The sequence below is a fragment of the Pseudomonas sp. B111 genome (assembly GCF_026428275.1).
Lineage (GTDB): Bacteria > Pseudomonadota > Gammaproteobacteria > Pseudomonadales > Pseudomonadaceae > Pseudomonas > Pseudomonas aeruginosa.
In genome coordinates this window covers 5624951-5639076 of sequence record NZ_CP097857.1, presented here as the reverse complement: position 1 = coordinate 5639076, position 14126 = coordinate 5624951, and the positions used below count along the sequence as shown (strand labels likewise).

Here is a 14126-nt window from a genome sequence, read left to right as displayed (position 1 = left end):
CTCAGAGACTCCCAGCCCACCCACCGGACACGGCGGGCAGGCGATCGAGGAAAAGACAGGCGGCCAGCAGGTCGGCGGCGCCGCCGGGCGAAGCGTTCAGCGCCAGCAGGCGGCGGTCCAGCTCGCACAGGCGGCGACGCCCGGCGAGACTGGCGCTGCCGCCGGCGGCGAGCACCGCGCGGGCGCCATCCTGCATCGCGGCGAGGCCGACGCGGCCGGCGCGGTGCAGCACGCAGGTATCGTCGAGGACGCTCATGATCGCCAGCAGCGCATCGAGCCTGGCGTTCTGCTCGCCAGCGCCGCCTTCGCGGCTGCGCCATAGCTGCGGCAGGCCGTGGCGCACTGCGCGGGGGAAGCCGAGACGCGCCTCCTCGCGGGCGCCGCCGACGCCGTAGCGCCGACGGACGCGCTCGCCGTGGCTGTCGCCGATGGCGGCCGCCGGATCGTCGAGCAGGGCGATGCGTCCTGCGCGCGCGGCCACTTCGCCGGCCTGCGTGCGGCGCGGTTCGAGAGCGGCGGCCGCGACCAGCAGGCCGAGCGCCCAGATCGCTCCGCGATGGGTGTTCACGCCTTCGGTGGTACGCAGCATCGCCGCCTCGCCGTCGCGCCCCAGTTGGCCAAGGACGCCGCGCAGGCGCGCATCGATGCGCCCATGCCGCTGGGCGGCGTCGGCCATTTCCTTGAAACACGGCCACAGGCTCAGCGCCGAGGCCTGCATCAGGCCCAGGTGCAGGTCGGCATGCGCGCCATTGCCGCGACGGTCCACCAGGGCCGGTTTGGGCGACAGTTCGGCTTCGTCGATGAGGGCGTCCACCGCCAGGTCGGCCAGGCATTCGCCGAGGTCGGCGCGCAGCGTCGCCGCGAGGTTCGCGATGGCGTTCATCACCAGCTCCTGAAACGCGCCGGCGGCTGGTACAGGCCGCCGGACCACTCGACCAGCTCGGCGATGCTCTTCGCCGCCAGCAGCTCGCGCGAGGCGTCGGTGCGGCGGATGCCGAGGTCCTCGGGCAGCGCGATCAGCCCTTCGCGGCGCATCCGCAGGGTCTCGCGCGGATCGTGGCGCAGGCCGATCGGACTGATCCCCGCCACCGCGGCGATCATCGCCTGGCGTTCCTCCAGCGAGCGCGCCTTGTACAGGTAGGCGATGCCTTCCTCGGTGAGCACATGGGTGACGTCGTCGCCATAGATCATCACCGGCGCCAGCGGCATGCCGGTCTGGCGCGCCACCTCCAGCGCGTCGAGACGCTCGACGAAGGTCGGCTTGCCGCCGTCCTGGAAGGTCTCGACCATCTGCACCACCAGCTTCCTGCCGCGCTCCAGCAAGGCCTCGGGTTCGCCCCGCATGTCCAGCCAGGCCGGCGTCGAGTGGCGCCGGCCACGCGGGTCGTGGCCCATGTTCGGGGCGCCGCCGAAACCGGCCAGGCGTCCGCGGGTGACGGTGGAGGAATGGCCGTCGCCGTCGACCTGGAGGGTGGCGCCGATGAACAGGTCTACCGCGTACTGCCCGGCCAGTTGGCAGAACATCCGGTTGGAACGCAGCGAGCCGTCGCGACCGGTGAAGAACACGTCGGGACGCTGGGCGATGTAGCCCTCCATGCCCAGCTCGGTGCCGAAGCAGTGCACGCTCTCGACCCAGCCGCTCTCGATGGCGGGGATAAGGGTCGGGTGCGGGTTGAGGGTCCAGTGCCGGCAGATCTTGCCCTTCAGGCCGAGGGACTCGCCGTAGGTCGGCAGGATCAGTTCGATGGCCGCGGTGTTGAAACCGATGCCGTGGTTCAGCGACTGCACGTTGTGCCGCTGGTAGATGCCGCGGATCGCCATCATCGCCATCAGCACGTGGACCGGCTTGATGTGGCGCGGATCGCGGGTGAACAGCGGCTCGATGTAGAACGGCTGGTCGGCCTCGACCACGAAGTCCACCCAGGACGCCGGGATGTCCACTCGCGGCAGGTCGCGCGGGTCGTCGACGATACGGTTGACCTGGACGATGACGATGCCGTCGCTGAACGCGGTGGGCTCCACCAGCGCCGGGGTGTCTTCGGTGCTCGGCCCGGTGTACACGTTGCCTTCGCGGTCGGCGACGAAACCGGCGACCAGTGCGACGTTGGGGATCAGGTCGACCACCAGCCGCGCGTACAGCTCGATGTAGGTGTGGATCGCGCCGATCTCCAGCAGGCCGTCTTCGAGCAACTGGCCGATGCGCAGGCTCTGCGGGCCGGAGAAGGAGAAGTCGAGCTTGCGCGCGATGCCCAGTTCGAACAGGTCGAGATGCTCCGGACGACCGACGCTGGGCATGATCATGTGCAGGTCGTGCAGCTTGCCGGGATCGACCCGCGCCAGCGAACGGGAGAGGAAGTCCGCCTGCTTCTGGTTGTTGCCTTCCAGCACCACCCGATCGCCCGGCGCGATCAGCGCCTCCAGCGCGGCGACCAGGCGTTCGCGCGGCAGCACCGCGCCGTCGGCCAGGCCGCGCACGCGCTCGAGGCGCCGCTGCTTTTCCTGGCGGCGCCGCGACCACTGCGGCGGGGGAGAGATCGGTGTCGTCATGTCGGCTCCAGGTTTCACGCTGTCGTGAGGAGCCACGTTAGGCAGGCCGCCAGGCCTGTTCAATCAAGCCGGGCGACGAACCGTTACGCCAAGGTTAACGATCTGAAGGATCAGGCGCGGCGACGAGCCTGGCTGTCGATCAGGTACTGCAAGCGGAACAGGTGACGGTAGCCGGCCTCCCAGGCGCCGTGGCCGGACTTCACGTTGATGTGCCCGGCCTCGGGCAGGATCACCGTCTCCGCGCCCCAGGCGCGGGCCAGGTGCATGGCGCGCTGCGGGCTGCAGGCCTGGTCGTTGTCGGAACCCACCAGCACGCTGGGGAACGGCAACGGCTCGCGGCTGATCGGCGCGAAGTTGCGCAGCGCCTCGGCGCAGCTCTCGCGCTCGACGTCGGCCGGCGCCACCAGCAGGGCGCCGCGTACCTGGTCGCGCACCCGGCGCTCGGCCTGGGCCGCCCACAGCGCCACTGTCACACAACCCAGGCTGTGCGCGATCAGCACCACCGGCCCGGGCTGGCGGCGGATCTCGGCGTCCAGCTCGGCGATCCAGTCGGCGCGCAGCGGGGTGATCCAGTCCTCTTGCTCGACCCGTGAGGCATTGGGCAGCGCGCGCTGCCAGTGACTTTGCCAATGGGCGTCTTCCGAGCCGTACCAACCGGGCACCAACACATAACGGACGCGTTCGCTGTGCATGGAGATCCCTCCAGAAAAATTCATCACCAGGGAAGTGTAAAGGCGCAGTCTTTTTTCTCTAAGGAATAAAAAGCAATTTTAATATTCTATGAATTCATATGAGCCAATCGAGTTGATCCAGCGCAAGCCGAAGCCACTTTTCCGCGGCAACGCCTGGGCGACGCATGCCATCGGCGGTATACCTGAGCGCAGGCATCAGGTATCGGGACAGGATCATGGCCAAGAAATTTCCCCTCCATCCCAGCCACCCGGAGCGCATCTGCTGGGGTTGCGACCGCTATTGCTCGGCGGAATCGATGGGCTGCGGCAACGGCGCCAGCCGCACCCAGCATCCCAGCGAACTGTTCGGCGAGGACTGGGCCGGTGAATGGGAAGTCGAAGGAACGGAGGACGCCAAGGAGCAGGAGGCGCCGGCACGCCAGGCCTGAGCGCCCAGGCGTGGGACGTGCGAGCGCCGGACAGGGTGCGCGACGCATTCGCGAGCCCGGCCTCGGCGGACACGCCCGAGGAGCGTCCATCCGGAATAAAAAAGACCGCTCTCCCCTGCCCGGATCGGAGCGGTCGAAACCGTTGCCCGCCCGGCCTGCGCCGGACGGCGTGGATTCGCTTCAGCGTGCGGTGATCACTGCCAGCCTGGTGATCCCGGCGCGCTCGATGGAAGCCATGGCCTTCGCCACCTGGCCGTAGTTCACCCCTTCGTCGGCCTGCAACTGCACGCGGACCTCGGCGTCCTTCGCCTTGGCCGCGGCCAGGTTGCTCTCCAGCAGCTCCGGCTGGATCTCGTCCTTGTTGACGAACAGCTTGCCGGCGCCATCGATGCTCACCACCAGGGGATCCTTCTGCTCCGGCGGGGCCACCGATTCGGTCTTCGGCAGGTTGATCGGGATCGAGTTGGTCAGCAGCGGCGCGGTGACGATGAACACCACCAGCAGCACCAGCATCACGTCGACCAGCGGGGTGACGTTGATTTCGGAAAGGACTTCGTCGCTGTCCTGGGTCGAGAAGGCCATGTCAGGACGCCTCCTTCACGTTGCGCGAGGGGTTGCCGGCCTGGCGCGCGGCGGAGGGATGGACGATGACGCGGAACGCGCTCTTCTGCGCCAGGCTGTAGAAGTCGTGGGCGAAGTCGTCGAGGTCGGCGGCGGTCAGCTTCAGGCGCCGCAGGAAGTAGTTGTAGACCAGCACCGCCGGCACCGCGACGGCGATTCCCACGCCGGTGGCGATCAGCGCGCTGCCGATCGGCCCGGCCACGGTCTCCAGGCTCGCCGAGCCGGCCGCGCTGATCCCCTTGAGCGCCTCCATGATGCCCCAGACGGTGCCGAACAGACCGATGAAGGGCGAGGTCGAGCCGATCGAGGCGAGCACCGCCAGGCCCGACTCCAGGGAACGCCGCTCGCGCTGGATCTGCTGGCGCAGGGCGCGTTCGAGACGGTCCTGGTGGTTGATCGACTGGGCCAGGTCGGGCTGGCCGTTGTCCTGCACCTGGATCGCGGCGAAGCCGGCCTGGGCCACGCGGGCGCCGGCGCCCTGCTTGTCCTGCGCCTGCTCGCCGGCGGAGTCGAGGCTGGTGGCGCTCCAGAACTGCTTCTGGAACTGGCGGTCCTGGCGCTTCTGCCGGGCGAACTGCACGCCCTTGACCAGGGCCAGGCCCCAGGTGACCACGGAAAAGCCGACCAGCAGCCAGATGACGGCGCCTTCGACGGATTCGAGCGGGGTGGTTAACAGACTCATGACGGATGCTCCTCGTGACGCTGCAGATTCAGTTCAACTTGAAATCGATCGGTACGCTGACCCAGCCGTCCTCGGCCTTGTCGCCGCGCTTGGCGGGAACGAAGGACCAGCGCTTGACCGCTTTCACCGCGGCCTGGTCGAGGGCTTCTCGTCCGCTCGACTTCTGCACCTGGATCTCGCTCGGACTGCCGCTGGCGAGGACATGCACCCGCAACAGCACGGTGCCCTCCCAGCCGCGGCGCATGGCCAGGGCGGGGTATTCCGGCGCCGGGTTGTGCAGGTAGCCGGCGTTCGCCGACGGCGGCGTCAACGGCGCCGGAGCAGCGACCGGCACCGGCGGGGCGGGTGGCGCGGCGGGTTGCGGCGGCGCGGGCGGAGCCGGCTCGACGGCCTTCGGCGCCGGCTTCGGCCGGGGTTGCGGCTTGGGCTTGGGTTTCGGCTTGGGCACCGGCTTCGGCGGCGGCGGCTTCACCGCGTTCTCGTCGACCACCGGCGGTGGCGGTTCCTCGACCACTGGCGGCAACGGCTCGGGCGGCGGCGGTTCCACCACCGGCGGCGCCGGGGCGGTGAACTCGATGGTCATCGGCGGCACCTGTGGCGGCACCTCGGGCAGCGCCGGGGTTCTCTGCTGGCTCAGCCAATGGATCACCGCTCCGTGCAGGGTCAGGGCGAACAGGACCAGCAGGATCGTCTCGCGCCGGCTGAGCACCCGACCCTGTGTCGGGTTGTGGCGAACCAGGTGCAACGCCTGGCGAACCGGCCGACCGAGCGCCACCAGGTCGCCGCCGGGCGTCTCGCGCCAGGGCTGCGTGCGGGCATCGACGGGCTGGGGGGTTGCCATGGAAAAGCTCCTTGCACTGACGAACTCGATGGCCGCTCAGGTCCGTGCTGGAGTCCTAGCGGCGCAGGGAGTTGCATGATTGGCAAGGAGGCTTAGCGCCTGAAGTAATTATTTTTGTTATGGAAATAACTTCTGGAGCTATGGGTTTCGCCCATGTCGCCACAGGCCGCGTGGTTGGCGGGCTACAGCGATCCGACGAAAAATCCATGCCTTGCGGGCATGAAAAATATTCCTGAAAGGCTGGTGTTTTCGCCGTTGGAAGCGGCGGAGAACGCTGCGCGGGCAACCCGCGAAAACGAAAAACCCCGGCCTGGGCCGGGGTTCTGGTGGATTCAGCGGGGAATCACTCCACCGCCTTGACCATGTCTTCGATGACCTTCTTGGCGTCGCCGAACACCATCATGGTCTTGTCCAGGTAGAACAGCTCGTTGTCCAGGCCGGCGTAGCCGCTGGCCATGGAGCGCTTGTTGACGATCACGGTCTTGGCCTTGTAGGCCTCGAGGATCGGCATGCCGGCGATGGGCGACTTCGGATCGTTCTTCGCCGCCGGGTTGACCACGTCGTTGGCGCCGAGCACCAGGACCACGTCGGTCTGGCCGAACTCGGAGTTGATGTCCTCCATCTCGAACACCTGCTCGTAGGGCACCTCGGCCTCGGCCAGCAGCACGTTCATGTGCCCCGGCATGCGCCCGGCGACCGGGTGGATGGCGAACTTCACGGTGACCCCGCGGTGGGTCAGCTTCTCCGCCAGTTCCATCAGCGCGTGCTGGGCGCGGGCCACCGCCAGGCCGTAGCCGGGGACGATGATCACGCTGTCGGCGTTGGTCAGCAGGAACGAGGCATCGTCGGCCGAACCGGACTTCACCGGACGCTGCTCCTTGGAGCCCGCCGGGCCGCCGGCGTCGGCTTCGGCGCCGAAGCCGCCGAGGATGACGTTGAAGAACGAGCGGTTCATCGCCTTGCACATGATGTAGGAGAGGATCGCACCCGAGGAGCCGACCAGCGAGCCGGCGATGATCAGCATCGAGTTGTTCAGCGAGAAGCCGATCCCCGCCGCGGCCCAGCCGGAATAGGAGTTGAGCATCGACACCACCACCGGCATGTCGGCGCCGCCGATGGGGATGATGATCAGCACGCCGAGGACGAAGGCCAGCGCCAGCATCACGGCGAAGGCGGTGAGGTTGCCGGTGAACATGAACACCAGGCCCAGGCCGAGGGTCGCCAGGCCGAGCACCAGGTTCAGCAGGTGCTGCCCGGAGAACTGCACCGGGGTGCCCTGGAACAGGCGGAACTTGTACTTGCCGGAGAGCTTGCCGAAGGCGATCACCGAACCGGAGAAGGTGATGGCGCCGATGGCCGCGCCGAGGAACAGCTCCAGGCGGTTGCCGGTGGGAATGGTGTCGCCCAGGTGCGCGACGATCCCCAGCGACTGCGGCTCGACCACCGCGGCGATGGCGATGAACACCGCGGCCAGGCCGATCATGCTGTGCATGAAGGCGACCAGCTCGGGCATCTTGGTCATCTCGACGCGCTTGGCCATGATCGAGCCGGCGGTGCCGCCGACCAGCAGGCCGACGACGATGTAGCCGACGCCGGTGGTGGCGATCTCCGCGCCCAGCTTGAACACCAGGCCGACGGTGGTGGCCACGGCGATGGCCATGCCGACCATGCCGAAGAGGTTGCCGCGGCGCGAGGTGGTCGGGTGCGACAGGCCTTTCAGGGCCTGGATGAAGCAGACCGAGGCGATGAGGTACAGGAGGGTGACCAGGTTCATGCTCATCAGTGGCCCCCCGCCTTCGGCGCTTTCTTCTTGAACATTTCCAGCATGCGCCGGGTGACCAGGAAGCCACCGAACACATTGACCGCGGCCAGGGCCACGGCGAGGGTGCCCATGGCCTTGCCCAGCGGGGTCACGGTCAGGGCGGCGGCGAGCATGGCGCCGACGATGACGATCGCGGAAATCGCGTTGGTCACCGCCATCAGCGGGGTGTGCAAGGCAGGGGTGACGTTCCATACCACGTGGTAGCCGACGTACACGGCCAGCACGAAGATGATCAGGTTGTAGATCCCGTCAGAAATGATATCCATCGTTTTCACCGGTCTTCAGGGCGCAGGCGCGAGGCGTGCGCATTTATCGTTATCGAAGCTTCCCGACGCAGCGGCTCAGCCGTTCTTGCGCACCGCCTGGCCGTCGCGGCACATCAGGCAGGCGGCGACGATGTCGTCCTCGAGGTTCACGCTGAAGCCTTCGGCGTTCAGGGTGAGCTTGAGGAAGTCGAGGATGTTGCGCGCGTATAGCGCCGAGGCGTCCGCCGGTACCAGCGCGGCCAGGTTGCTGTGGCCGACGATGGTCACGCCGTGCCGGACCACGACCTGGTCGGCCTCGGTCAGCGGGCAGTTGCCGCCCTGGGCGGCGGCCAGGTCGATGACCACCGAGCCCGGCTTCATCTCCGCCACGGTCGCCTCGTGCAGCAGCGTCGGCGCCTTGCGGCCGGGGATCAGCGCGGTAGTGATGACGATGTCCGACTGCTTGGCGCGCTCGTGCACGGCCTTGGCCTGGCGCTCCATCCACGAGGCCGGCATCGGCCGCGCATAGCCGCCGACGCCTTCGGCGCACTCGCGCTCTTCGTCGGTCTCGTAGGGCACGTCGACGAACTTGGCGCCGAGCGACTCGATCTGCTCCTTCACCGCCGGACGCACGTCGGAAGCCTCGATCACCGCACCCAGGCGCTTGGCCGTGGCGATCGCCTGCAGGCCGGCGACGCCGGCGCCGAGGATCAGCACGCGGGCGGCCTTCACGGTGCCGGCGGCGGTCATCAGCATCGGCATGAAGCGCGGATAGTGGTTGGCGGCGAGCATCACCGCCTTGTAGCCGGCGATGTTGGCCTGCGAGGAGAGCACGTCCAGGCTCTGCGCCCGCGAGGTACGCGGCGCGGCCTCGAGGGCGAAGGCGGTGATGCCGCGCTCGGCCATGCGGGCGATGTTCTCGTTGTCGAAGGGGTTGAGCATGCCGACCAGCACGGCGCCGCTTTTCATCTGGGCCAGCTCGGCGGCGCTGGGCGCGACCACCTTCAGCACCAGGTCGGCGCCGAAGGCCTCGGCGGCGCTGCCGATCGTCGCGCCGGCGGCTTCATAGGCACTGTCCGGCTGGCTGGCGTTGACGCCGGCGCCGCTCTGGACGATCACCTGGTGGCCTTGGCCGATCAGCTTCTTGACGGTTTCCGGGGTGGCGGAAACCCGCGTCTCACCGGCATGGGTCTCGAGGGGGACACCGATCTGCACTCACGAATCTCCTGCGTGATTGTCGAGTAGTCCGGGGCACTGCGGATGGCGCACCGGCTGCGGAGGTCTAGCTCACATACCGCGATTCGCGAACGAACCTTGGCGCGGCATTGTGCAATCGAGCCGAAAAGCCTTCAACAAGTTCTGAAGGCATACGACAGAGAAACTACAAGTCATAAACCGACCAACAATTCCCGCCCATCGCCGCCGGGCGCGTCCTGACTGGCGTGCAGCCTATCCGGGGAAGCCCGCGCGAGAATATGACATCCCTGCCGTGAATGACCGGCTATCAGGTCAAGCCGCTACGGCTTCGACGGGAAAATATCCTGCCAGCGCCGCGGAATGCCGGGGTAATTAATGTTTTTAATACGCTGTATCAGCAATCCCTGATGCCTGGCCAAAGTAGCAAAGCAAAACTTTGACTACAAAGTCAGGATCGCCTTTCCATGGGCGCTGCAGGCCAGCTCGTTAGACCAAAGGCGAATTGCCCTATGGGCAGGATAGACGCGGAGAAATGGCAGAACTGCGACAGCATGTCGCAGTTCTGCTAGCTATTCGCCGGAACGGAAGGGGCTCGCCAGAGCGGTGCGCAGCGACCTACGCCGGTGGGCAACGGAGGAGCCGGCGCACGCTGGGGGACGCCGGTTCAGAACGGACGGCTGCCCGCCAGGCTGATGCGCTTCAGGCGCCGCCGCTCGCTGGCCGGGAAGGCGTTGCGCGCATGCAGCACGGCCTGGTTGTCCCACCAGACGATGTCGCCCACCGACCAGGCGTGGCTGTAGCTCAGTTCCGGGCGCGCCAGATGTTCGCGCAGGCGACCGATCAGCGCCTGGCCCCGCGCGGGGTCGTAGCCGGGAATCTCCACCTCGGTGTGGGCGCTGAGGAACAGTACGCGCCGGCCGCTTTCCGGGTGGGTGCGTACCAGCGGGTGCTCGCTGCCCTGGATCGGTTCGATGTCCGGCGTGCGGTAGGTGGCGAAACCGCCGCCGTAGCCGCCCTCGCGCAGGCGGATGAAGGGGTTGTAGTTGATCAGGCGCAGGCCATCGATCTCGCGCCGGGTCGCCTCGTCGAGGCTCTCGTAGGCGCGCGCCAGGTTGGTGAAGCGCGTCTCGCCGCCACTGGACGGCACCTCCAGCGCGTAGAGCAACGAGCCGGAGGACGGCACCGGCGTCCATTGGTGGTCGATGTGTGCCGGCAGGGCGAAGTTGCCCAGTTCGCCGTCGCCGGTGTTAGCCACCTTGACGATCTCCGGCACCTTGCCGTCGCCACCCGAGGACAGCACCGGGATGTCCGCCGGCGGCTGGAACACCGAGCCGAACAGGGTGGCGAAGCGCAAGTACTGCTCATCGTCGAGGTGCTGCTGGCGGAACACCAGGATGTGGTGCTCGCGCAGCGCCTGCTTGAGCGCCAGGACCTGCTCCGGCGCCAGCGGCCGGCGCGCATCGAGGCCACGGACTTCGGCGCCCAGCGGCGCCTCCAGGGGGGTGATGCGGAATGCCTCGGCGACCTCGGGTTCGGGTTGCCGGGCGGTGGCGGATTGGCTCATGTAAGGGGTCCTCGCGGGTTCGTTCTGCCTGTGGTCGCCCTCCCCGGCGAGGAGAGGGCCGGGTCCGTCATGCCTTCCGGATCGTCCGGCTGCGTTGCCCGTCGATGCCTACCGGCACGTCGCCGCCAAGGGTCACCCGGCGCACTACGCGCGGCTGGTCGCCGTAGTCGTCGATCGCGTAGTGCTGGGTCGCGCGGTTGTCCCAGATCGCCACGTCGCCGGCCTGCCAGCGCCAGCGCACGGTGTTCTCCAGGCGCGTGACGTGCCCCTGCAGCACCGCGAAGAGGTGCGCCGAGTCATGCTGCGAAAGACCCTTCAGGCGTTTCACGAAGTGGCCAAGGAGCAGCGTCCGCTCGCCGCTTTGCGGATGCACGCGGACCACCGGGTGCTCGGTCTCGTAGACGGTCGAGGTGAACACCTTGCGGTAGTTCTCCAACTGCTCCAGCGAGGCGCTGGGCTTGACCCCGGCGTAGTCGTACTCGTTGCTGTGCACCGCCCAAAGCCGGTCGGCCAGCTCGCGCAGCTCCGCCGGCAGGTCGGCGTAGGCGCTCGCCGTGTTGGCCCAGACGGTGTCGCCGCCGGACTCCGGGGCCACCACGCTGCGCAGAATCGAGGCCTTCGGGTAGGCCTCGACGAAGGTCACGTCGGTATGCCAGGAATTGGCCCGGCGGCCTTCGGCGCCATCCAGCTCGAGAAGGAAGCGGGTGCCTTCGCGGGACGGCACGGTGGGGTGGGCGACCGGTTCGCCGAGCAAGTGGGCGAAGGCCTCCTGGGTCTGGTCGTCGAGATGGCTCTGGTCCCGGAAGAAGATCACCTTGTGGCGTACCAGGGCGGCCTGGATCGCCTCGACGGTGGCGGCGTCCAGTTCGCCGGACAGGGTCACGCCGCGAATCTCCGCGCCGATCCGTCCGGCGACCGGCTGGATGTCGAGCCGTACCGGCGTGGCGAGGGCTTGTGCTGCATTGCTCATGTCATGTTCCTCATGCGTGGGGTACTGCGTGGGTGAAGGCTCAGAAGTCGTAGCGCAGCGATACGCCGAGCGTGCGCGGCTGCCCCACCGATGCGGTGTAGGAGCCGTTGATGCTGGCGAAGGCGCTCAGGTAGTAGTCCTTGTCGAAGGCGTTCTTCAGCCATACCGAGGTGTCCAGCTGGCCGTCGCCGAGATCGCTGCGCAGGCCGGCGGCGAGGTTCACCAGGGCGTAGCCGTCGATCTTCGAAAGGTCGGAGTTGTCCAGCGTGCCCTCGGCGGCGGAGCGGTAGGCGTAGCTGGCGCTGACGTAGGGTTGGAAGCGGTCGTCGAGGCGCCACTGGTATTCGCCATTGAGGTTGGCGATCCATTTCGAGGCGCCGACCACGCGCTGCCCGCTGAGGTCGCAACTGCTCGGCGCGCCGGGCCGGGTGCTGACTTCCGCAGGGCACGGGGCATCCTTGAACGACAGGTAGGTGACGTCGTTGTAGGAGCCGTTGAAGTTCAGGGTCAGGCCGCGCAACGGCAGCGCGGTGGCCTCGAACTCCAGGCCGCGCGAGCGCACGCTGCCGGCGTTGGCCAGCACCTGCACCAACTGCGTCGAGCCCGGCGCCTGGTACAGGGTGGTGGCCTGGTAGCCGTGGATGCCGGTCCAGAACAGGTTGGCGTTGAGCAGCAGGCGCCGGTCGAAGAGCGTGCTCTTCAGGCCCAGCTCGGCGTCGTTGGCGCGCTCCGGTCCGACCAGCAGCGAATCGGCGCCGGCGCTCGGCGCGCTGCCCACCGCCAGGTTGACCCCGCCGGACTTCTCGCCGTGGGACAGGCTGGCGTAGCCGAGCAGGTCGTCGCTGAACTGGTAGCTGAGGCTGAGCAACGCCGAAGGGGCGAAGTTGTACTGGCTGAGATCGCCGGAATCGTAGGCGCCGAGCTGGCCGTTGCGCACCGCCGCGCCGACCCCGCCGACCGCCGCGCCGCCCAGCGGAGCGAAGCGCTCGACCTTGGCGTTCTTCTCCTCGTAGGTACCGCGCAGGCCGGCGGTGAAGTCCAGGCGTTCGCTGAGGTGCCAGGTGCCCTGGGCGAACAGCGCGAAGCTGTCGGTCTCGATCTTGCCGTTGGCCTTCGAGTAGGTGTCGTTCAGCGCGCCGAGATTGGCGCCGAGCAGGTACAGGTCGGCCAGCGGTCCGTAGGAGGTGAAGGTCTTGTTGCCGAGGTTCTGCCTGAACGCGTAGGCGCCCACCACGTAGTCGAAGGCACCGCCGGTGGGCGAGGCCAGGCGGATCTCCTGGGAGAACTGCCGGTCGTGCACTTCCACCCCGGTGTCGTTGATCGCCGAGACGTTCAGTTGCTCGTCGTTGGCCGGGGTGAAGTGCCAGTAGCGGTAGGCGCTGATGGAGGTCAGGCGGTAGCCGCCGGCGAGGTTCCAGTTGGCCTCCAGCGAGCTGCCGCCCTGGTGCACGCTGACGTGCTGGCGGCCGTTGATGTTGACCTTCCTGCGCTGCGGATCGCGCAACGGCGAAGCGCCGACCAGCGCGGCGCGCTGCCAGAAACGCTCGGCGGCGCCGTAGACCACCATGCTGCCGTTGCTCGAATCCTCCTCGTTGTAGTCGGCGATCCAGCGCAGGCTGAAGTCCTCGTTCGGCTCGAACAGCAATTGCCCGCGCGCGCCCTGGCGCTCGCCGCCGTTGAGATAGTTGTCGTCGTGGATGTTCTTGATGTAGCCGTCGTCGCGGGTGCGATAGGCCGAGAGGCGTCCGGCGAGGGTTTCGCCGAGCGGCCCGGAAACCGTGCCGCGGCCCTGGAAGTAGCCGTCCTGCCCGCCGGAGACCTCGACGGTGCGCTCGGTAGTGAAGGTCGGCGCGCGGGTGCTGATGTTCAGCACCCCGGCGGTGGTGTTCTTGCCGAACAGAGTGCCCTGCGGACCGCGCAGCAGCTCCAGTTGCTCGATATCCAGCAGGTCGAACACGGCCATTCCCGGACGTCCCAGGTAGACGTTGTCGAGGTAGATCCCGGCGCTGCCTTCCAGGCCGTCGCTGGCGGGGTTGTTGCCGATGCCGCGCACGGCGACGCTCGACTGCCGCGCATGGATGTAGGCGACATTGACGCTGGGCAGCACCTGCTGCAGGTCCTGCACCCGGGAGATGCGCTGGGCCTCGAGAGTCTCGCCACCGAGCACGGTGATCGGCGTCGGTACCTTCTGCGAATCCTCCTCGCGGCGACGCGCGGTGACGGTAACCTTGCCCAGGGCCGTATCGGCCTTGGCCGGTGCGCTGCCGGCCAGCGGCGGCGCCTCCTCGGCGGGCGCGGGAGCATCGGCGGCACTGGCCGGCAACGCACCGCCGAGGGCGAGCAGCAGGGCCAGGGCGTAGTCGGAGCCGCCGGGCGGCGTTCGGCGGAGCGGCAAGCGGTAGTGATACTTCATCGTGAATGTCCTCGGTTCCGGCACAGCCGGACGCAGGCAGCAGGCGGCCATGCCGCGCAAGGCAGCGATCTGGCGAAAGGTTCGAAGGGGGGCCGGCGGACGGC

The 14126-nt window shown here is 68.1% G+C and carries 13 protein-coding genes; 1 reads left to right on the top strand and 12 read right to left on the bottom strand.

Features of this window, described 5'->3' with window-relative positions; all coding sequences use genetic code 11:
- Position 1 precedes the first annotated feature (1 nt).
- From M6E97_RS26090 to M6E97_RS26080, 3 genes are all read right to left on the bottom strand, one after another.
- Positions 2 to 883, bottom strand: coding sequence for a triphosphoribosyl-dephospho-CoA synthase (locus M6E97_RS26090; protein ID WP_003137092.1), 882 nt, complete (start codon positions 881 to 883; stop codon positions 2 to 4).
- Entirely contained in the window at positions 883 to 2547 is a 1665-nt protein-coding gene (gene mdcA, locus M6E97_RS26085; RefSeq protein ID WP_003111980.1) for a malonate decarboxylase subunit alpha, read from the bottom strand. Before mdcA ends, M6E97_RS26090 begins: the two co-directional genes overlap by 1 nt.
- A 110-nt stretch (positions 2548 to 2657) precedes the next feature.
- A complete protein-coding gene (locus tag M6E97_RS26080; RefSeq protein ID WP_033939432.1) occupies positions 2658 to 3239 on the bottom strand; it encodes an alpha/beta hydrolase in 582 nt (193 codons plus the stop codon).
- A 215-nt stretch (positions 3240 to 3454) separates the two neighbouring features.
- Between M6E97_RS26080 and M6E97_RS26075 the strand changes: the two genes are divergently transcribed.
- Positions 3455 to 3667 carry a DUF3079 domain-containing protein gene (locus M6E97_RS26075; RefSeq protein WP_003111981.1) on the top strand — a complete coding sequence of 71 codons (213 nt, stop codon included), beginning with the start codon at positions 3455 to 3457 and terminating at the stop codon, positions 3665 to 3667.
- Positions 3668 to 3847: 180 nt separating this feature from the next.
- Here the strand turns inward: M6E97_RS26075 and M6E97_RS26070 are convergent, their stop codons facing one another.
- From M6E97_RS26070 to M6E97_RS26030, 9 genes are all read right to left on the bottom strand, one after another.
- Positions 3848 to 4249 (bottom strand): ExbD/TolR family protein, encoded by a 402-nt coding sequence (locus tag M6E97_RS26070; RefSeq protein ID WP_003106175.1) that lies wholly within the window; start codon positions 4247 to 4249, stop codon positions 3848 to 3850.
- Between the two features lies 1 nt (position 4250).
- Positions 4251 to 4970 carry a MotA/TolQ/ExbB proton channel family protein gene (locus tag M6E97_RS26065; protein WP_003083979.1) on the bottom strand — a complete coding sequence of 240 codons (720 nt, stop codon included), beginning with the start codon at positions 4968 to 4970 and terminating at the stop codon, positions 4251 to 4253.
- A gap of 28 nt (positions 4971 to 4998) precedes the next feature.
- A complete protein-coding gene (locus M6E97_RS26060) occupies positions 4999 to 5811 on the bottom strand; it encodes an energy transducer TonB (protein WP_033990144.1) in 813 nt (270 codons plus the stop codon).
- A gap of 343 nt (positions 5812 to 6154) precedes the next feature.
- Positions 6155 to 7591, bottom strand: coding sequence for an NAD(P)(+) transhydrogenase (Re/Si-specific) subunit beta (locus tag M6E97_RS26055; protein ID WP_003083975.1), 1437 nt, complete (start codon positions 7589 to 7591; stop codon positions 6155 to 6157).
- Positions 7591 to 7899 carry an NAD(P) transhydrogenase subunit alpha gene (locus M6E97_RS26050; protein ID WP_003083974.1) on the bottom strand — a complete coding sequence of 103 codons (309 nt, stop codon included), beginning with the start codon at positions 7897 to 7899 and terminating at the stop codon, positions 7591 to 7593. The genes M6E97_RS26055 and M6E97_RS26050 overlap by 1 nt, the downstream gene beginning before the upstream one ends.
- 75 nt (positions 7900 to 7974) lie before the next feature.
- Complete coding sequence (locus M6E97_RS26045; protein WP_003083972.1) at positions 7975 to 9093, bottom strand: Re/Si-specific NAD(P)(+) transhydrogenase subunit alpha; 1119 nt, start codon at positions 9091 to 9093, stop codon at positions 7975 to 7977.
- 646 nt (positions 9094 to 9739) lie between these two features.
- Positions 9740 to 10639, bottom strand: a complete 900-nt coding sequence (locus M6E97_RS26040) for a TauD/TfdA dioxygenase family protein (protein ID WP_003137071.1) — start codon at positions 10637 to 10639, stop codon at positions 9740 to 9742.
- 67 nt (positions 10640 to 10706) lie between these two features.
- Positions 10707 to 11609 (bottom strand): TauD/TfdA dioxygenase family protein, encoded by a 903-nt coding sequence (locus M6E97_RS26035; protein ID WP_033939435.1) that lies wholly within the window; start codon positions 11607 to 11609, stop codon positions 10707 to 10709.
- A 40-nt stretch (positions 11610 to 11649) separates the two neighbouring features.
- On the bottom strand, positions 11650 to 14022 hold the full coding sequence (locus M6E97_RS26030) for a TonB-dependent receptor (protein WP_033939437.1): 2373 nt from the start codon (positions 14020 to 14022) through the stop codon (positions 11650 to 11652).
- Positions 14023 to 14126: the final 104 nt, after the last annotated feature.